The following is a 19,728-nucleotide window of genomic DNA, read 5'->3' as shown; positions in this document are numbered from 1 at the left end:
GGCGGCGGCCTTGCCGCCGCCGAAACTAAAAACATGCAATGCTTATTATTGTCCGCATATTATTTATAGCTTGCCGAACCACTTAAAATCTTAAATTTACTCAAACAATAAAAATATGAATCTGTATACACAGCCGATGTTGCGTGAAGATGCACTCAAAGATAAAGTAGCAATCGTAACGGGAGGCGGAAGCGGTTTGGGAAAAGCCATGACCAAATACTTCCTTGAATTAGGGGCGAAAGTAGTGATTACCTCCAGAAATCTGGAAAAATTACAGGGAACTGCAAAGGAACTGGAAGAGCAGACCGGCGGAAAAGTGCTTTGCGTAGCCTGTGATGTAAAAAACTGGGATGAGGTGGAAGCCATGAAAGAAGCAGCCCTGAAAGAATTCGGGAAAATTGATATCCTTCTGAATAATGCTGCAGGGAATTTTATTTCCCCGACGGAACGGCTGACCCACTCTGCTTTTGATTCTATCCTGGATATTGTGCTGAAAGGAACTAAAAACTGTACACTTTCCGTCGGTAAACACTGGATCGACTCAAAAACTCCGGGAACGGTTTTAAATATCGTGACAACATATGCGTGGACCGGTTCTGCTTATGTAGTTCCGTCAGCCTGTGCCAAGGCAGGGGTTCTGGCCATGACGAGGTCTCTGGCTGTTGAATGGGGGAAATACAACATCCGGTTTAATGCCATTGCTCCGGGGCCTTTCCCTACGAAAGGAGCCTGGGACCGGTTGCTGCCTGGAGATATGAAAGACCAGTTTGACCTGGCAAAGAAAAATCCGCTTAAACGGGTGGGGGAACATCAGGAACTCGCTAATCTTGCGGCATATCTTGTTTCGGATTTCTCATCTTTCGTTAACGGTGAAGTGGTAACTATTGATGGCGGGGAATGGCTGCAGGGCGCCGGAGAATTCAATATGCTGGAGGATATTCCGCAGGAAATGTGGGATGCCCTGGAAGCGATGATTAAAGCACAGAAATCCAATTAATTTCAGGTATTAATTATTCAAAATAATTTTCCGGAGATGATGTATTTAAATCAGCTCTAATATTTATTAAGTTTAAGTACTGAGTTGAAATACGCTCTTATTGCAAGAAGTAAAAGCTGCCGGAATGTAACAATTCCGGTAGTTTGCTTTACTAATTAACCAAACAAAATAATAATTCAATGAATTGTAAATTTCCGATCCTCGTTTCCACTCTAGCCGTTATGCTCTTTTCACAGCCGGCCTATGCTCAGGAAGCACCCAAATATGATTATGTAGAGGCTTTTAAGCCGTTTTTCTATACCCAGACCGGGACTCCGACAAGATCTGCAAGCGGACAGCCGGGATATGCGTACTGGCAGAATTCCGCAGACTATAATCTGAATGTGAGCCTTAACGAAGCCAAAAATGAAATTACCGGAACGGCAGAAATTACTTATACCAACAACAGTACGGATAAATTAGGGTTTCTGTGGCTGCAGCTGGATCAAAACCTGTTTGAAAAAGATTCGAGAGGAAATGCGGTAGTTCCGATGTCCGGGAGCCGTAACGGATCTCATGGAGAAGAATTTGAAGGAGGCTATACCATCAAGTCGGTAAAGCTTGATGGTAAAGACGTGAAATATACCATCACAGACACAAGAATGCAGATTGACCTGCCCAACGAACTGAAAGCGCAGGGAGGCGTTGCAAAAATTAAAATTGAATACTCATTCCTTTCCCCGAAATACGGATCAGACAGGATGGGAATAGAAGATACGAAGAACGGAAAGGTCTTTACCATAGCGCAGTGGTACCCGAGGATGTGCGTATATGATGATGTATTGGGCTGGAATACGATGCCATATCTGGGAGCATCTGAGTTTTATCTGGAATATGGTAATATCACTGCAAACATCACGGTTCCTGCGAGTCATTATGTAGTGGCTTCAGGAGAATTGCTTAATGCGAAAGAAGTGTATTCCAAAGAAGAAAATAACAGATGGGAGCAGGCTAAGAACAGCGATAAAACAGTAATGATCCGTTCTGAATCTGAAATAGGGAAGAACCAGCAGGCAGGCACGAAAATCTGGAAATTCAAAATCACACAGGCCAGGGATTTTGCCTGGGCATCTTCATCGGCTTTTGTGCTGGATGCGGCAAGAATTAACCTTCCAAGCGGAAAAAAATCACTGGCCATCTCTGCATATCCTGTAGAAAGTGCCGGGGAAAAAGCATGGGGAAGATCAACGGAATATACAAAAGCGGCCATCGAACATTATTCTGCTAAATGGTATGAATATACTTATCCTGCCGCTACCAACGTTGCCGGAAACGAAGGCGGAATGGAATATCCGGGCATCGTTTTCTGCCATATGAATTCTAAAGGCGCAGAGCTCTGGGGCGTTACCGATCACGAATTCGGGCATAACTGGTTCCCGATGATTGTAGGTTCCAATGAAAGACTGTTTGCCTGGATGGATGAAGGGTTTAACACTTTTATCAATGAACTTTCAACAGAAGCTTTTAATAAAGGGGAATATTACGAAAAGAAAAATATAGCCCAGATGGGAGCATTCCTGATGAATGACAGTTTTGAGCCGATTATGGTAGGACCGGACAACATGAAGGAAAACAACATCGGGATTTTGGCTTACTACAAACCGGGGATGGGACTGGGTATCTTACGGGAATCGATCCTGGGGCCTGAAAAATTTGACAAAGCATTCAAGACCTACATTCAGCGCTGGGCTTTCAAGCATCCGACGCCGTGGGATTTCTTCCACACGATGGAAAATGTTTCGGGTGAAGAGCTGAACTGGTTCTGGAGAGGCTGGTTTATCAACAAATGGAAAATAGACCAGGCTGTGAAAAATGTGAAATACGTAAACGGGGATTATAAAAACGGAGCGCAGGTTACCGTTGAAAATATCGGACAGCTGCCGATGCCTACCACCGTACAGGTGAAATTCAAAGACGGGACCCAGCAGATCGTAAAGATACCTGTTGAGGTATGGAAAAGAAATACAGAATGGACGTTTAAAGTGGATTCTGCCAAAGAAATAGAGCAGGTGAAGCTTGATCCGGATTCCAATATCCCTGATGTGAATGCCCAGAACAACAGCTGGTCTTCAGCAGATGCAAAACCTGTGGAGAAAATCAATGTTAAAGATTTTACGGGAACCTACGGCAGTAAAGACCTACCTATAAAAATAACATTCAAGGAAAAGAACAGCCAGCTCTTCGGCCAGGCAACGGGCCAGCAGGAATTCCCTCTTGAGTATGCAGGAAACAATACGTTTACTTTTGACCAGGCGCAAATCTCAATGACTTTCAGCGCAGACAAAAAAACAATTACTTTTACACAGGCAGGACGGGAGTTCAAATTTACGAAGGAATAAATTTCCTTAATTCAAATACATACAGAGCTCCGGATATTCCGGAGTTTTTTATTGGGCTTAATTAACAATAAATATAGAATCCATAACGGTTCTCTGATGGAGAAATCTTATTTTTGCTGTTTTGATAATTAAAATAAGAACGTATGAATTTCAGATTTTCCATCGTATTTCTGATGCTTTTTGCATTAGGTTTTTCACAGGATCTTAAAGTAATGAGCTTCAACATCAGGCTGAATGTAGATTCCGATAAAGAGAATTCATGGACGAACAGGAAACAGGATGTCGAGGATTTGCTTACTTATTATCATCCTGATTATTTCGGCGTTCAGGAAGCACTTCCCGGACAGATGAAAGATCTTAAAAACGGATTGAAAAATTATGATTACATTGGGGTCGGCAGAGATGACGGAAAAGAAAAAGGGGAGTTTTCAGCGATATTTTATGATACTGAGAGGCTGCAGGCGGTAAAATCAGGGACATTCTGGCTTTCGGAAACTCCGGAAAAACCCTCCAGAGGATGGGATGCTGCGCTGAACAGGATCTGTACCTATGCCGTTTTCAGGGATAAAAAATCAAAGAAAGAATTCATGGCTCTGAATCTTCATTTTGACCATATCGGCACTATCGCAAGGGTAAAATCTTCAGAACTGATTTTAAAGAAGATCAGGAAAATCAATCCTAAAAATTTACCGGTTACCGTGAGTGGGGATTTCAACCTGACAGAAGATTCGGAACCGATTAAAATCATGTCGCAGAACCTTCAGGATTCTTTTTACCATTCGGAGACGAAGCATTACGGGCCTAAAGGGACATTTACAGGATTCAATATCAATGAGGTTCCTAAAGACCGGATCGATTATATTTTTGTGAAAGGTTTCAAGATCAGATCTCACCGCCACATCAATGACAGGAGAGAGAACCTGCTGTATCCTTCAGACCATTTCCCTGTACTGGCGGAACTGAGTTTCCTGAAAAATTAGTTGGCCGGGAAATTAATTTCAAAGCCTATTCCTCTAAGGGACTGAATTTTTATTTCAGGATCATGGATAAAATATTTCCGCAGCCTGCTGATAAAGACATCAAGGCTCCTGCCTGTAAAATAATCGCTGGTCTGCCAGAGATTGTCTAAAATATCATCCCGCTTTATAGTCTTGCGGTTGTTTTTCAGCAGGTAAAGCAAAAGCTGTTGTTCCCGGATGGTAAGCCTTATATCAGACTGCCGGTGAGAAAGCAGTAGCTTTTCGGTATCAAGCGTATATTCACCGATTTTTATCAGGGTTTCGGCAGGTACAGGCAGCGTCCTTTTAAGGATATTCCTGATCCTCAGAATCAGTTCCTCAGGATCGCAGGGTTTGGAAATGTAATCGTCCGCTCCTATTTTCAGTCCGGTAAGCCGGTCTATTTTCTGGTTTTTAGCGGTCAGGAAAAGCAGCGGGAACCCTGGTTTTTCTTTTAAAATCATTTTAGCTAAAGAAAACCCGTCAATATTCGGCATCATAATATCTAAAATACCAATGTGGAATGAAAAGTCTGAAGGTAAAATGGCTACGATATCTTCCGGATTCTGAAACCATGTTACCTCAAAATCTTCCAGTTCCATATACTGTTTTAAAATCATTCCAAAATCGGAATCATCTTCTGCCAATAAGATTTTAGTTTTCATACGGAAGGTTTATTTTAAAAGTTGTTCCCTTTTTCAGGGTACTGGTCACATCAATTTTCCCTTTATACTTTGTAATGATATTGTGTACGAAATACAGTCCCAGCCCAAGGCCTTTTGTGTTGTGGATGTTATTGGCCTGTATCCTGTAGAATTTTTCAAAAATACTTTTCATTTCACTTTTAGGGATTCCTTCTCCGTTATCCGCTACGGTAATTTCCAGGTTTTTTTCAAGATCAGTAAGATGGATATCAATTTCAGAGGCTCCGTATTTCACGCTGTTTTCACATAGGTTTTTAATAACCGTTTCCATCAGGTTTTTATCGAAAGAAAGTTCTTTTACAACATTGCTTTGAAGCCTGAAGGTATTTCCGGAATAGGTAAACGCCAAATCCTGAATAAAAAAGTTCCAGTCCTCTGGCCGGATCCTGTCTGCATGTTCTTCATGCTCTTCCTGGTGCAGCTGATGCAGCAGGCTTTCCAGGCGGATAATCTGCCTGTCGATAAGAGGAAGCGTGGTTTCATGATTCATGTTCTTTTTGAGGGCTTTGGAAGCGATCTTTAAAGTGGCAATCGGTGTCTTGAACTCATGGGAAATATTGTCAACAATCGTATGGAGAACCTCAATCTGCTTCTGCTGCTTTATCAGATTTTTAATGGTGAAAATATAAAGGCTCAGCACACTGGCAAGCAGGGCTATGCAGCAGAGAATAAGCAAAGTCAGTTCCTTGAAAACAACACTTTTGATATTTAAAATTTCATATCCGGTAATGCTCCTGACTGAAAAGCTGTTGTTTCTGGTGATTTTTTTATCAGTTTCATCGGTGGATTTTGAAATGGTTTCCCAGGATCCTGTATTGGCAATCCCGGCATTTTTAACCTTCTTCTCCGTTTCATAAATTACGATAGGCTTACGGATGAGGTTGGTTTTCGTAGGGTTAAAAACAATCGATGAATACTCAATTTTTACCGCTACCTGATAGCCTTCCTCTTTAAACTGTTTATCTACAAATTTGCTGAATTCCTTTTCGGTAGCCTTTCTGTTCTTGTCAAAAAGATCCAGGAACTCATCCCGGGTGATTTTTCTGTCTTTAAAACGGACTAAAATTGCCTGTATGGAATCGTCCGGTGATTTTCTCATAGCACCTCTATCTTCCAGGCGGTCTGTATATTCTGTGAGTCTTTTGTGTACGGTACGGTAGATTTCACGCTCTTTCACCTGATAGGTCTTATACATGAAATACCCCTGGATCCCTATAAGAAGCAGGAATAAAGCGGTAAAAAGAGCGATAAGGTTTTTACTTTTTGAAATCATTGAAACAAAGATAAAGCTTTCATCTTTTGTCCGGCAGCCATTAACCCTTCATTAACCTTCCGTTAACCCAAATTCTCTTTGCCAATGCAGACTTTTGTAGCGGGAGAAATGTATTGCCCTCCGTTTTTTAAACCTAAAAAAAATTAACGATGTATAAATTCCTCATTTTATTATTTTTTCCGGTGCTGCTGTTTTCCCAGAAACATACCATCCAGGGAACGGTTACCAACACCCAGAATGAAAAGCTTCCTTTGGTTTCTGTAGAAGTTTATAATTCGCAGAATGCTTTAATAAAAACTCTGACCACAGATCAGAACGGATTTTTCATGTTGGAAAATATTGATGACAAATCGGTAAAATTAATCATCAAAGATCTGGAGTACACCCAGGCTGAAAAAACGCTCAATCTGGAAATTGAAAACGGAGCCTTGCAGATTGTTCTGAAAAAAGAGGTTCAGGACATTCAGGAAGTGGTAATGACCAGGCAGAAGCCGTTGGTGAAAAGAAAAATAGACCGGCTGGAATTTAATGTGGAAAACAGCAATATTTCTTCGCTTAACGCCTGGGAGATTATTAAAAAAACACCCGGAGTTACGGCAGGAAATGATGTTTTAGCCATCAAAGGAAGCCAGAGTATTTTGGTGACCATCAATGATAAAAGAGTTATGCTGACCGGGGATGAACTGAAAAACTTATTGGAAAATACCCAGGGTGATGAAGTGAAATCCGTTGAGGTGATTACCAATCCGCCTGCCAAATATGAAGCATCCGGAAGTGCCGTTCTCAATATCGTGATGAAAAAAAATAAGATTGAAGGGTACCGCGGAACCATCACCTCAAAATACATACAGAGCCAATATGCAAAAGGGTTAGCCGGAATTTCGCAGTATTATAAAAAGAACAGGCTTTCGGTAATGGCAAACTATTATTTCGGGAGCGGGACCTATTACCGTGAAGGGACTGATTATGTAAACTATGCTGAAGACCAGAAGCGGTGGATCAGCACCATGAACAGGAAAGACCAGAACAGAAGCCAGAACACCCTGAATTTCAATCTGGAATATGAAATCGACAGCCTTACGAATGTGAGCCTGAATTATTCAGGATTTTTCAGTCCGAGATCTTTCGGAACCTACAATGTCCCTACCCTGATCTATAATAATCAGAATGTGGCGGAATCCATGTATACCACCATCAATGACCACCATTCCCGGATCATCAATAATTCGGTAAGCTTTCAGGCAGACCGGAAGCTGAATGCTAAAAGCAAACTGACATGGACGAATTATTTTGCAGGAAACAATGCCCGGAAATATCAGAATGTCCTGACGTATCTTGATTTTGTCAATCAGCCGCCCGCAGAGAATAACTTTGTAACGAACAATAAAAGTGATGTGCAGCTCTATTCCACACAGGCAGATTATCAGTGGAAAAATGAAAAATGGGAACTGGAATCCGGAGGGAAATACAGTTTCGTGAAAACCGGCAGCCAGCTTGATTTTTCTGATAATGAAAATGGAGCGTTGCAGTACAGGGCAGATAAAAGCAATATTTTTGATTATAAAGAATACAATTTCGCACTGTATTCCTCATTGGCGTATAATCCCGGAAAATGGAATTTCAAAGCAGGCCTCCGGGCTGAGAAAACCGATCTGGAAGGGGTGGTCTCAGAACCTTTTGAAATCAATAAAAACAATTACTGGAAATTATTTCCCACGTTTTATGCCCAATATACTACAGAAAGCAATCATCAGTTCGGGCTGTCTTACGGAAAGCGCATCAGCCGTCCGTCTTACTCATGGCTCAATCCTGCAAAGTCTTATTACAACCTGTTTTCCTATTTCCAGGGCGACCCGAAGCTGAAAGCCACAATTATCCACAACCTTAACTTAACCTACACCTGGAAAGAATGGAACCTTGATTTCTATTACAGGAAAGAAATCTTCCCATCGATGGAAATCTCTTATCAGGACCCCAGTGTCAATAATCTGGTGTATTATTATACGAATATTGAAAAAGGCCAGGCGTATGGTTTAAACCTGTACAAAAATTTTCAGATCAGGCCCTGGTGGAGTTTAAGCCTCTCTGAAAACATTGAGCACAATGAGAATTATTTTATGGGAATTGACCGTTTGCTCTATAAAAATAAAGTCTGGAATTGGGTTTCTGATATTTCCACCAGTTTTACACTGGATAAAAAAAGTGACTGGAAACTGGAGCTGGGCCACCGGTATAATTCGCCTTCCATCCAGGGAACATTCACAATTTCAGGATCTTCGTCTGCATATCTGGTGATGAATAAAAAGTTTTTCAGCAATAAACTGGAAGCAAGTTTTATCTTTAATGATATTTTCAGGACATCCGGTGAAAAGGTAAGTACCAGATATGCCAATCAGGATAATTATTTTATTGATTACCGCGATACGCAAAGCGTTACTCTCTCTTTAAAATTCAACTTCGGAAACCAATCGGTGAAGGATGCCAAATCCATTAAGAAAGCAGACGAGCAGGGAAGGATGTAATATTGAACTTGTCATTATATTGAGACTTAACATCATAATTTTTCTGCAACATTTTGCTTAATTTTGTGATCAGGTATTAAAAAATTTACATGAAAAAACTTTTCTTTGGATTGGTCATGTTGGCTTCAGTACAGGTTTCCGCTCAGGAGCTGTATATGCCCAGGAATATTAAAAAAGCATCCGAAAACGGTACGCGTGACCTTTCGGGTGCTCCCGGTAAAAATTACTGGCAGAACAAAGGGGTGTATAATGTTGAAGTAAAGGTAGATGCCGCTTCAAAAACCGTTTTAGGAAAAGAAACCATTGTATACAGCAATAACAGTCCGGACGATCTTAATGAACTTGCGATACGCTTTGTCAACAATCTGCACAAACCTCAGGCCCCGAGATCAGGCGTGGTTTCCAAAGATTTTTTATCATCAGGCCTTCACATCAGGTCGTTTACAGTAAACGGTGAAAAGTATGCAGTGAATACCGACGACTGGGGAACCGTAGAAAAGGTAAAGCTCAGCAAGGTTCTGAAATCCAGGACAAAAGCGGAAATTAAAATAGAATGGGAATATCCGTTATCCGTACAAAGCGGCAGGGAAGGGCAGATTGATCCTGAAACTTTTTACGTGGCCTATTCCTTTCCGAGGATTTCCGTCTATGATGATTATAACGGCTGGGATATGCTTCCCCATTCAGACCGGCAGGAGTTTTACAATGATTTCAATGATTACAGCTTCGCCATTACGGCACCGAAAAATTATGTGGTCTGGGCAACGGGAGATTTCCTGAATCCTGATGCGGTGCTTCAGCCTGAATATTTAAAAAGATACAGGGCTTCGTTAAAAAGCGACAAGATCATTCATATCGCTTCCGAACAGGAAATGAAATCCGGGAAAGTCACGAAGCAGAACAAATGGAATACCTGGAAATTCAGAGCCGCAAATATTACGGATTTCTGTTTTGCCCTGAGCAGCCATTATGTATGGGATGCCTCAAGTGTCCAGCTTAAAACAAAAAGAGCCAGTGTTCAGACTGCATATAAAGCCGGAGCGAAAGATTTTGAACATTATACAGAGTGGATGCGTTATAATCTGGACTGGTTTTCAAAAAACTGGCCGGGCGTTGAATATCCGTACAATGTGATGACCGCAATTCAAGGGTATGCAGATATGGAATACCCGATGATGATTAATGATACCAGTATCCCGGATGATTTTCAGGATGCAAGGCTTACCGCAGACCATGAAATTGCACACACTTATTTCCCTTTCTATATGGGAATCAATGAAACCCGGTATGCATTCATGGATGAAGGATGGGCGACCACACTGGAATATCTTATCGGAATTGATGAAAACGGGGAGGCAAAAGCAAAGGAATTTTATAAAAATTTCAGGGTAAAAAGATGGATCAGTGATCCTTCTGCAGAACAGGACCAGCCGATCATCACGATGAGCACGCAGGTAAGCGGGGCAGGTTACGGAAACAATTCTTATGTGAAATCTTCTCTGTCTTATCTGGCCTTAAAAGACTATCTGGGTGATAACCTTTTTAAAAAAGCACTGCATCATTACATGAACAACTGGAACGGAAAGCATCCGGTTCCGTGGGATTATTTCAACTCAATGAATACAGGCTCGGGGAAAAATCTCAACTGGTTTTTTAATAACTGGTTTTATACGAATTATTATATTGACCTTAAAGTTTCAGATACCTCAGAGGCAAACGGCCTTCTTACCGTGCATGTGGATAACGTGGGAGGTTTTGCGATTCCTTTCGATGCTGAAATCGGTTATGAGGACGGAACGGTTGAAAAACTGCATTTTTCACCATCCGTATGGGAAAAAGACCAGAAGAAAACGATGCTCACCATTCCGGTTACGAAAAAAGCAAAGTCCGTGAATCTGGATGGCGGCATTTTTATGGATTATACGCCGGCTGACAACAGTAAAACCTGGTAGAACTTAAAAACTTTTTTATTATTGAAAAAGTTTTTTTCTTTTAAGAATCTGCGAAACCGTTTTTCAAGGCAAAAACAGCAAGCCCGACCCGGGTTTTCAGTTCCAGTTTTTCGCAAAGCTGATCGCGGTAGCTTTCCACGGTTCTTGGGCTGCAGCACATTTTTTCTGCAATTTCTTTATAACTGAGTTCTGTAACGGCATACTTCAGAAATTCTTTTTCGCGGTCTGAAAATTTTAATGCTGTACTTTCTTCATGATGTTTAAAATTTGAAAAGATAATTTTTGAGGCCCATTCAGGATAATAAAAACCGTCGTCGCGCACTCTTGTTAATGCTTTTTCAAGTTTTGCCGGGCTTGTGTTTTTCAGCAGGTACCCTTTGGACCCGTTTCTCACCATTTTAATCACACTGCTGTCGTCGCCCTGCATGCTTAAGGCTATGGTTTTTACTTCAGTATATTCACTTTGCAGCCAGAGTATGGTTTCAAAACCATCCATTTCGGGCATGCTGATATCCAGAAGGATAATGTCAGGCACTTTTGCATGATTGGCTAAATTCTCCTGAAGACGGCGGCCGTTTTCGCAGACATACAGGACTTCAAAATCTTTAAAATGAGTAACGATGCTTTCAAGCGCTTTTGCAATCAGGATATGATCGTCTACGATAACAACAGTGGTTTTCATGATGGATGTTTTATTTTCAGGGTGATTGCTGTGCCTTTGTTCGGTGCGGTGGTAAGTTCATATTCCGCGCCGATGATTTCTGCTCTTTTCCTTATGTTGGCAAGGCCGATTCCGTTGCTTTTATGTGCGTCTTGAACAAACCCTTTTCCGTCGTCTTTAAGTTCCAGTTTCCACAGATACGCTTCCGGGCCGGTTAATTTTATAAAAATATTTTCACACTCAGAGTGTTTCATGCTGTTCTGGATAAACTCCTGGATAACCCTTAAGAGCACGTTTTTGTGAGAAAAGCTGAGGTCACTGTTTTTTAAGTTATTTTCAAATGAAATTTTACATTTGTGGAGCGATTTTATTTTTGATATCTCATTATCAATCAATGTAACAATATCTTTATTGCTGATGTTGTCGTCTGTAAGTGTCCGGGAAAGGTTTCGCAGGTCTTCCAGCGATTCGTTTGTGATCTGGGAGATCTGTTCGATACGATCATTTACCTGTTCCTCCTTTTTTTCGTGCAGCAGCTGTTGGGCATACAGGCTTACCAGAGTAAGTTTCTGCCCGATGTTATCATGAAGTTCTCTGCCGATCTGCTGCATGGTAGCCTGCTGGATCTCAATCTGCATTGTGAGAAGCTCTTTTTCGTGAATCTCGTTTTTCAGCCTCATCTCATTAAGGTACTGCTTTTTCCTGAGCCGGTATTTATTGATATACACAACAATTGCAACGACGAACATTACAAAAAACAGGTTGAAGATGATCAACGTTACTAAAAATTCTGTTTTCCCCATATAAAAGAAGCTGAAAAAAGTAAATACATAAGGATGTCCGAGATCTGTGCGTACGAGCAGTACGTTAACCACAAAGATGGATATTCGCTGTACAGTATTTTATAAAAAGTGTAAAACGGCAAGGTTCCGATGTAGAACAGTGTGACACCGAGATTGATATAAAACATCCTGTTTTTCCTGAAATAGAGGATGTCATCAGCATACAGCTGCCGGTAATATTCTGAAACAATTAAAACCAGCAGTAAAAAACATCCGAACGTATAATTAAATGAATTGATAATCGTGCTCTTGCTGAAATAAAGCTCACTTGGTAAAAATGAAACGAGATAAAGAAAGGTCAATGAATAAAAATAAAGTTTCCCGTTTGGAAATCTCACCGTATAAAGCCAGAAGAAAAAAATAAACTGTAGAGGAATTACCAGGTAATTGTAATAGTACATTTTCGAAAACTCAAAAAACATATACCCAAATCTCCCGAAGAGGTCTAAAACAAAAATGATGACCAGATAAGCGGTAAAAAATTTCCAGGTTTTTTCTTTTACAGACTTTATAAAATACAGTGCTGTTAAGGCGGCAAATCCTTCAGACAGGTAAAAAATATATTCCAGGATGTGCCTAATGAGATCCATTGTTTAATAATTTTGGGTTACAATAGAATCCGGAGGTATCAGGCCGCCATGATTCTGTGCCAGCACTTCAGAACTGGATTTTGAGCTTACTGCCATCATCCTTGTTTCAGGCTGTGAAGTTTTTTCCCGGCCCTGAATATAGGTAGATCCGTCAAGCGGATTAAAATCAAAATCCATGTAATTACCCGTTTCGTCAAGTCTGCTCAAGGTAGGAATCATAATCAGCGTATGCTTTTTTGCGTAATTCTTATCCACACTGTCAAAGTCGGGTGCGCTGAGATCTTCGGGATATGCTGCGTAATAAAATCGGATCCCCAAATCTTTCTCGTCTACAGAAGAATTTCGTTTCCTGCTTTCATTTTCAATGCTGTAAATGAAGTTTTTCAGTGTTCTGATATCAAAACTTACCGACTGCGCGTCTGTTATCTGCAATGAATTCTGAATGGCAGCAAGCTGGTTCCTGCGGTAATTGCTGATCATATTCCGGATGAGGATCTCCGGCATTGTATTCGGGGAAACAGGTACGGAAGGCGGTTCCGAAGAATGGTCTGTCAACTTTCTGATCAGTAAAAAAATCAGCCCGCCTGCAATGAAGGTAACTGTGTAAAGCAAAAAATGTTCGGTTGTGAAATTCTGGATTCTCATGATTAAGGTTTTAATTTAAAATTAAACATTATTTTACAAAACTCTCAAAAATTTTCCCGGAAAAGCTCAGGTCTTTCCCCATTTACCTTACCGTGATTTTACGGTAAAATATTTCCGTTGTCTTTGGCTGAAGTTTCAGGTAAATCCCTGAGGAATTTGCTGTTGACTCTGCAGACCTTTGACCTGTGTTTAAACATCAAAATCATTCTTAGAAACGGAGAACGCCGAAAATCCCAAGAGTAGGCAGAAATTAATAAAATATAAAATCATGTCAAAAAATTTAAAAAAAGCAGAACAGGTAGAATACACGGGAAAATATCTGGTTCTTTTGCCTGAAGGAGCTAACACTGCAGATTCTATCAGTTCTATAAACCAGGACAGCGGCCTGAACCTGAAAAGTTCGCTTGATTTTGAAAACGAGTTTTTCACCATGAAAGATCTGGAAGATACCGACGGAATTATTCTTGATAAACTGGGAATTGCCATTTTGAATGAAAAGCCTGCTGTTGAAAATTCAATCAGCAGCCTCGGGGAAAGCAGTATGATTGTGGAAAAAGAGAGGGTAGTGTACGCCATCCATATGCTGGATGATACCACGCAGAAATATGTGGAAGGTTATCGCGATGCCGTTAATCAGTTCACGGAAATGCTTGTCGGTTCCCCTTTAAACGAAGAAGATTATACATCGATGGAAGCCGATATCGAATCTGTAGGATCAACGTGGGGGCTGAAAGCGACGAAAGTTACACCCTCTACCGTTTTAAGCTACAACCCTTATACGGGAGCCGGAATTAAGGTGGCAATTCTGGATACCGGTTTTGATTTCAGTCATCCTGATTTTTCTGGCAGGCCGATTGTACAGCAGAGCTTCGTCTCCGGGCAGGCTTCACAGGACGGCCACGGCCACGGCACACACTGTACGGGAACGGCATGCGGCCCTTTAAGCTCAGTGTCAGCTTCAGAACGCTATGGTATTGCTTATGGATCGCAGATTTATATCGGTAAAGTGCTTAATAATCTGGGCAAAGGCGCTGACGGCGGAATTCTGGCCGGAATCAACTGGGCCATTGCCAACGGCTGCTCTGTGGTAAGTATGTCTCTCGGGGCACCAACGGTAAACTCAGGATTTTCTGCTGTTTTTGAAACGGCTGCCGCAAGAGCACTGTCTCTGGGAACTTTAATTGTGGCTGCCGCAGGTAATGATTCTGCACGTCCGGGTTTGATCAGGCCGGTTTCGCATCCTGCAAACTGCCCTTCCATCATGGCGGTGGGTGCCGTAGATATTAATATGAATGTTGCGGCATTTTCCAACGGCGGCCAGTTCCTTACGTATGGTGCAGTAGATATTGCAGGGCCTGGTGTAAATGTATATTCATCAACCAAACTTCCTGGAAAATATGCTGCATGGAACGGAACCAGCATGGCAACACCGCATGTAGCCGGGATTGCAGCACTTTGGGCCCAGGCAACAGGACTGCGCGGAATGAATCTCTGGAATAAGCTGATTGCTACCGCGAAAGCTTTACCGCAGCCCAAGAGAGATGTGGGCGCCGGTCTGGTACAGGCTCCGACTAAGCTCCGACTGTTAAGGCCGTTTCCATTCCCTAAACCGATTTTGATCAATCCCAAATTTCCGATTGATCCGATTGGGCCCATAGAAAAATAAGAATGAAGATGAAATGGCTGATTTCCGTTTCTCAGGGTTCCATACATAAAGTAACAGAATCTTTAGAAAAAAAAGGAGTTAAAGTGCTTGACGTTTTAGAAATGATCAACGTGATTATTGTAGAGCCCGATAATTCATTGGTTTCTGAAATCAAAGCAATTGAAGGGGTGGAAAATGTAGAAGAAGAACGAAATATCAATATCTGAAAAGTAACAGATCATAAAAATGCCGCAACTTTTTTTTGTTGCGGCATTTAGCTTATATAAAATTATAAGATTGAATGATAAAAACTGATCTCAGTTTATAATACCCTCAAACCTGATCTTGCACCTGAAGAGGCTACTACAGACTGCATTCTTGTTTTCTGTCCCGCAGAGAACATAAACATCGCAGCATCATCTACATAATCCATATAGTTCATGAACATAACGGATCTCTGTACGCCACTGCAGGTATTGTACAGCGGATAGCTTGGTTTTCCGTAATTGGCAGCGGTCTGCGTAGGCGTATCTGACACCAGGTCATTTCCACAGTTCGCGTCTCCCCAGATGTGTCTCAGGTTCAGGTAATGGCCTACTTCATGGGTGGCCGTTCTTCCCTGGTTGAAAGGAGATGAAGCACCGGTTTTCCCAAAATAGGAAGCAGCAATCACCACGCCGTCATTCCATAATCCTGAAGATTCCGGGAAGGTGGCATAGCCCAGGATCTGTCCCATATTTCCGACAATCCAGATGTTCAGGTAATTGGCCGGACTGGTAGCATCAATTCCCCCGCTGGATGCTTTTTTCATAGCATCATTGGTACTCCAGCTGGTTTTTGTTGTCGCCTTTCTCACAGTATTTGCCAGTCTGAACCTTACTTTTACATCTCCGGCTTTTATACCTTGGAATGCCGTAGGGATTTTAGACGCGTCGGTGTTGGTTCCGCCGTAATCGGCATTTAGAACGGCAATCTGTTCTGCAATCCGCGCAGCAGAAAGGTTTTCAGTAGAAGTCCTGTACAGAACATTCACTACGACCGGGATTTCTACGGTACCGTCGGCTAATACTTTTCCGAGCTTAAAGTCATTTTCGAATTTTTCAGTTTTGGATTCAAGTTCCGAATATTTCTGTCTGAGCTCAGGACTGCTCTGCAGGGCAGCCTTCCTGATTTCTTCAGAAGCACAGCCTCGCTGTAAAGCAGAACCTCCCGCTACGGCAGCCAGGTTATCAGACTCTTCACTCGAATTTGCAATAGTATCGCTGTTGCAGGCAGACAGGAAGCTCAACATAAGAACTCCATACATTAGTTTCTTCATAAATATATATTTTGTTACGATGATGAAATTAAATAATCTGGAGTTAATATACAAGTATTTCACCTATTTGTTGAGTTATTTTATTATTCATTAAATAGTAATTTTGTATTTTTAATGAACATGTGATAGTAAATGAGCATTTGTTTTAACTATTTAATATGAAAACTTGATATTGCTTAATAGGGGTTTCTTGGGGTTAAGCCATATTTGTTATACCAGGCACTAAATAAAAAAATAAGTGCCGCAGACTTTTATCTGCGGCATTTATTACAAAATAATATATATATGAAAAAAAACTACTTACAGTTCTGCAGGCCGGAAAACCAAACCTGTTTCCTCAAAATAATCCAGTGTGATCCTGTCGCCGTCGTTCACGGTTCCTGCCAGAATCTCTCTCGATAATTTGTTGAGGACTTCCTGCTGGATCACTCTTTTTAAAGGCCGGGCCCCGAAAGCCGGATCATACCCTTTGTTGGTTAAATAATTTAAAGCATCCTGAGTGGCCGTCATAATAATGTTTCGTTTTGCGAGCATATCATTGAATCCTCTCAACTGGTACGTTACGATTTTTCCGATTTCTTTTTTCCTTAAAGGCTGGAACAGTACAATCTCATCAATCCTGTTCAGGAATTCCGGACGTAAAGTTTGTTTTAGTAAATCAAAAACTTCCTCTTTTGTTTTGTCAACGATCTCGTCCTGGTTTTCATCGGTAATATTTTCAAAATTCTCCTGAATTAAGTGCGAACCTAGATTCGAAGTCATGATGATAATTGAGTTTTTGAAATTAACGACTCTGCCTTTATTGTCCGTCAAACGACCATCATCCAAAACCTGTAGCAAGGTGTTGAAAACATCCGGATGTGCCTTTTCAATTTCGTCCAGAAGCACAACTGAGTAAGGTCTTCTTCTCACAGCTTCCGTCAACTGGCCGCCTTCGTCATACCCGACATATCCCGGAGGTGCACCAACAAGCCTGGACACGCTGTGTCTTTCCTGATATTCACTCATGTCAATTCTCGTCATGTTGTTTTCATCATCGAATAAAAATTCTGCCAGTGCTTTTGCCAGCTCGGTTTTACCGACTCCGGTTGTTCCTAGGAAAAGGAATGACCCGATGGGTTTTTTCTCATCGCTTAATCCTGCCCTGTTTCTTCTGATTGCATCTGCCACCGCCTGGATCGCTTCATCCTGTCCTACAACCCGGTGATGGATTTCATTTTCCAGGTGTAATAATTTTTCTCTTTCAGATTGCAGCAGTTTGGTAACAGGGATTCCCGTCCATTTGGCAATTACCTCGGAGATATTTTCAGAAGTCACTTCTTCTTTAATCAGTTCATTCTGATGGTTCTGCATCTCCAATTCGAGTTTCTGCAAAGCATCTTCTTTTTCCTTTATTTTTCCGTACTGGATTTCGGCAACTTTTGCGTAATCTCCTGCTCTTGATGCTCTTTCGGCTTCCAGTTTCAGAGATTCAATATCTTTTTTGATGGATGTTAAATCCTCAGATTTCTGTTTTTCTTTGAGCCATTTGGCATTGATTTCATTTCTCTGTTCAGAAATTTTGGAAATATCTTCTTTTAAATGCTCAATTTTTGTCTGGTTTCCTTCTCTTGAAATAGCTGCCAGTTCAATTTCCATCTGCATCAGTTTTCTGTCGAGAACATCCAGCTCTTCAGGTTTTGAATTGATTTCCATTCTCAGTTTAGCGGAGGCTTCATCAATCAAATCTATTGCTTTGTCCGGTAAGAAACGGTCGGAAATATAGCGTTGGGACATTTCCACTGCCGCAATAATTGCTTCGTCTTTGATTCTTACTTTGTGGTGCGCTTCATATTTATCTTTAATACCACGAAGAATAGAAATTGCCGATTCCGTATCCGGTTCTTCCACCGTCACTTTCTGGAAACGTCTTTCCAGTGCTTTGTCTTTTTCAAAATATTTTTGATATTCATTTAAAGTCGTGGCACCGATGGCTCTTAATTCCCCTCTTGCCAGGGCAGGTTTCAGGATATTGGCTGCATCCATCGCACCTTCGCCGCCTCCGGCTCCCACCAACGTGTGGATCTCATCGATGAAAAGAATGATCTGCCCGTTGGATTTTGTAACCTCATTGATGACCGATTTCAAACGCTCTTCAAATTCACCTTTGTATTTTGCACCGGCAATCAAAGCTCCCATGTCCAGTGAATACAAGGTCTTATCCATCAAATTTTCAGGAATATCTCCACTGATAATTCGGTGGGCAATTCCTTCTGCGATTGCAGTTTTACCAACTCCCGGTTCACCAATCAGGATCGGGTTGTTTTTTGTTCTTCTTGAAAGAATCTGTAAAACTCTCCTGATTTCTTCATCACGGCCGATAACCGGATCTAATTTTCCTTCTGCTGCTAATTCATTGAAGTTTTTAGCATATTTATTTAAGGACTGATAGGTTTCTTCTGAACTTGCAGAAGTGGCTTTGCTTCCTTTTCTCAATTCTTTAATTCCGCCTTCCAGAAGGCTTCTGGTCATACCCATATCTTTCAGCATTTTAGAAACTTCAGAATTTGTTTCTAAAAGTGACAACCATAAATGTTCAATGGTTACGAATTCATCACCCATCTTTTTAGCAATGTTGGGAGCATCAAGCAACACTTTGTTTGCCGATTGTGAAAGATAAATATTCCCTCCCTGTACTTTCGGAAGCTTTTCAAGATTTTCACGGTTGCGTTCCCTTACCAAAGCTGCGTCTGCTTCAGATTTTTTTAATAAGAAAGGCGATATATTTTCATCTACCTGAAAGATTCCTTCCAGAAGATGTTGGGGCTCTATACTCTGATTGCCGAATTCCATGGCGACCTGCTGTGCGGCCTGGATGGCTTCCTGTGACTTTACAGTATATTGGTTTAAATTCATATTGTATATATTTTTGATTTTTTACTCAGTTCAGTTTTAGATTTCAGACATCAGATTTCAGACCATACGTTTAAGATAAATGTTAATTTCCTAATCCGGTTTTCTAATTTCTGATGCCCTTAATCTTATTTAATCATTTAATTCTGATTTCTTTATCGCAAAAAGTATTCAATTGTTGATTTTTTAAAAAATAAAGACAAAATTTCCGAAATATGTATTTTTAATTGAATTTTGCTGGACAAAATTTCCGGATCATAAAATTTCTGTTTAAAATAATGTAAGAATCGTCAGGCGAACTATTAATCGTA

Annotated in this window: 15 protein-coding genes; 7 read left to right on the top strand and 8 right to left on the bottom strand. The window is 41.1% G+C overall.

Features of this window, described 5'->3' with window-relative positions; translation table 11 throughout:
- Positions 1 to 115: 115 nt before the first annotated feature.
- From ASE55_RS05245 to ASE55_RS05235, 3 genes are all read left to right on the top strand, one after another.
- Positions 116 to 997: an SDR family oxidoreductase gene (locus tag ASE55_RS05245; protein ID WP_056216338.1), complete on the top strand. Its 882-nt coding sequence runs from the start codon at positions 116 to 118 to the stop codon at positions 995 to 997.
- A gap of 179 nt (positions 998 to 1,176) precedes the next feature.
- Positions 1,177 to 3,375, top strand: coding sequence for a M1 family metallopeptidase (locus ASE55_RS05240; RefSeq protein ID WP_056216336.1), 2,199 nt, complete (start codon positions 1,177 to 1,179; stop codon positions 3,373 to 3,375).
- Between the two features lie 143 nt (positions 3,376 to 3,518).
- Positions 3,519 to 4,355 carry an endonuclease/exonuclease/phosphatase family protein gene (locus ASE55_RS05235; protein WP_056216334.1) on the top strand — a complete coding sequence of 279 codons (837 nt, stop codon included), beginning with the start codon at positions 3,519 to 3,521 and terminating at the stop codon, positions 4,353 to 4,355.
- Here ASE55_RS05235 and ASE55_RS05230 read toward each other — a convergent pair.
- Positions 4,352 to 5,038: a response regulator transcription factor gene (locus ASE55_RS05230; protein WP_056216332.1), complete on the bottom strand. Its 687-nt coding sequence runs from the start codon at positions 5,036 to 5,038 to the stop codon at positions 4,352 to 4,354. The two genes, ASE55_RS05235 and ASE55_RS05230, sit on opposite strands and share 4 nt — an antisense overlap.
- On the bottom strand, positions 5,028 to 6,350 hold the full coding sequence (locus ASE55_RS05225) for a sensor histidine kinase (protein WP_056216330.1): 1,323 nt from the start codon (positions 6,348 to 6,350) through the stop codon (positions 5,028 to 5,030). Before ASE55_RS05225 ends, ASE55_RS05230 begins: the two co-directional genes overlap by 11 nt.
- Before the next feature lie 149 nt (positions 6,351 to 6,499).
- Between ASE55_RS05225 and ASE55_RS05220 the strand changes: the two genes are divergently transcribed.
- Together ASE55_RS05220 and ASE55_RS05215 are read left to right on the top strand one after the other, a co-directional pair.
- Complete coding sequence (locus tag ASE55_RS05220; RefSeq protein ID WP_056216329.1) at positions 6,500 to 8,872, top strand: outer membrane beta-barrel family protein; 2,373 nt, start codon at positions 6,500 to 6,502, stop codon at positions 8,870 to 8,872.
- Between the two features lie 89 nt (positions 8,873 to 8,961).
- Entirely contained in the window at positions 8,962 to 10,824 is a 1,863-nt protein-coding gene (locus ASE55_RS05215) for a M1 family metallopeptidase (protein WP_056216327.1), read from the top strand.
- 40 nt (positions 10,825 to 10,864) lie between these two features.
- Here the strand turns inward: ASE55_RS05215 and ASE55_RS05210 are convergent, their stop codons facing one another.
- From ASE55_RS05210 to ASE55_RS05195, 4 genes are read right to left on the bottom strand one after another with little or no spacing between them, the layout of a single operon-like run.
- Positions 10,865 to 11,506, bottom strand: a complete 642-nt coding sequence (locus tag ASE55_RS05210; RefSeq protein WP_056216325.1) for a response regulator transcription factor — start codon at positions 11,504 to 11,506, stop codon at positions 10,865 to 10,867.
- On the bottom strand, positions 11,503 to 12,288 hold the full coding sequence (locus ASE55_RS05205; protein WP_056216323.1) for a sensor histidine kinase: 786 nt from the start codon (positions 12,286 to 12,288) through the stop codon (positions 11,503 to 11,505). Before ASE55_RS05205 ends, ASE55_RS05210 begins: the two co-directional genes overlap by 4 nt.
- On the bottom strand, positions 12,267 to 12,917 hold the full coding sequence (locus tag ASE55_RS05200; RefSeq protein WP_056216321.1) for a hypothetical protein: 651 nt from the start codon (positions 12,915 to 12,917) through the stop codon (positions 12,267 to 12,269). Before ASE55_RS05200 ends, ASE55_RS05205 begins: the two co-directional genes overlap by 22 nt.
- 3 nt (positions 12,918 to 12,920) lie before the next feature.
- Complete coding sequence (locus ASE55_RS05195) at positions 12,921 to 13,562, bottom strand: hypothetical protein (RefSeq protein ID WP_056216319.1); 642 nt, start codon at positions 13,560 to 13,562, stop codon at positions 12,921 to 12,923.
- 268 nt (positions 13,563 to 13,830) lie between these two features.
- On the opposite strand from ASE55_RS05195, the gene ASE55_RS05190 reads away from it, so the two are divergent.
- Positions 13,831 to 15,228 carry a S8 family peptidase gene (locus tag ASE55_RS05190; RefSeq protein WP_082474351.1) on the top strand — a complete coding sequence of 466 codons (1,398 nt, stop codon included), beginning with the start codon at positions 13,831 to 13,833 and terminating at the stop codon, positions 15,226 to 15,228.
- An 8-nt stretch (positions 15,229 to 15,236) separates the two neighbouring features.
- A complete protein-coding gene (locus ASE55_RS05185) occupies positions 15,237 to 15,434 on the top strand; it encodes a hypothetical protein (RefSeq protein WP_238584996.1) in 198 nt (65 codons plus the stop codon).
- Positions 15,435 to 15,529: 95 nt separating this feature from the next.
- Here the strand turns inward: ASE55_RS05185 and ASE55_RS05180 are convergent, their stop codons facing one another.
- A complete protein-coding gene (locus ASE55_RS05180; protein ID WP_056216315.1) occupies positions 15,530 to 16,525 on the bottom strand; it encodes a zinc metalloprotease in 996 nt (331 codons plus the stop codon).
- Positions 16,526 to 16,825: 300 nt separating this feature from the next.
- Positions 16,826 to 19,420 (bottom strand): ATP-dependent chaperone ClpB, encoded by a 2,595-nt coding sequence (clpB, locus tag ASE55_RS05175; RefSeq protein ID WP_056216313.1) that lies wholly within the window; start codon positions 19,418 to 19,420, stop codon positions 16,826 to 16,828.
- Between the last annotated feature and the right edge of the window lie 308 nt (positions 19,421 to 19,728).

Origin of the sequence: Chryseobacterium sp. Leaf201 (assembly GCF_001421435.1) — a bacterium.
Lineage (GTDB): Bacteria > Bacteroidota > Bacteroidia > Flavobacteriales > Weeksellaceae > Chryseobacterium.
This window is presented reverse-complemented; position numbering and strand designations above follow the sequence as displayed.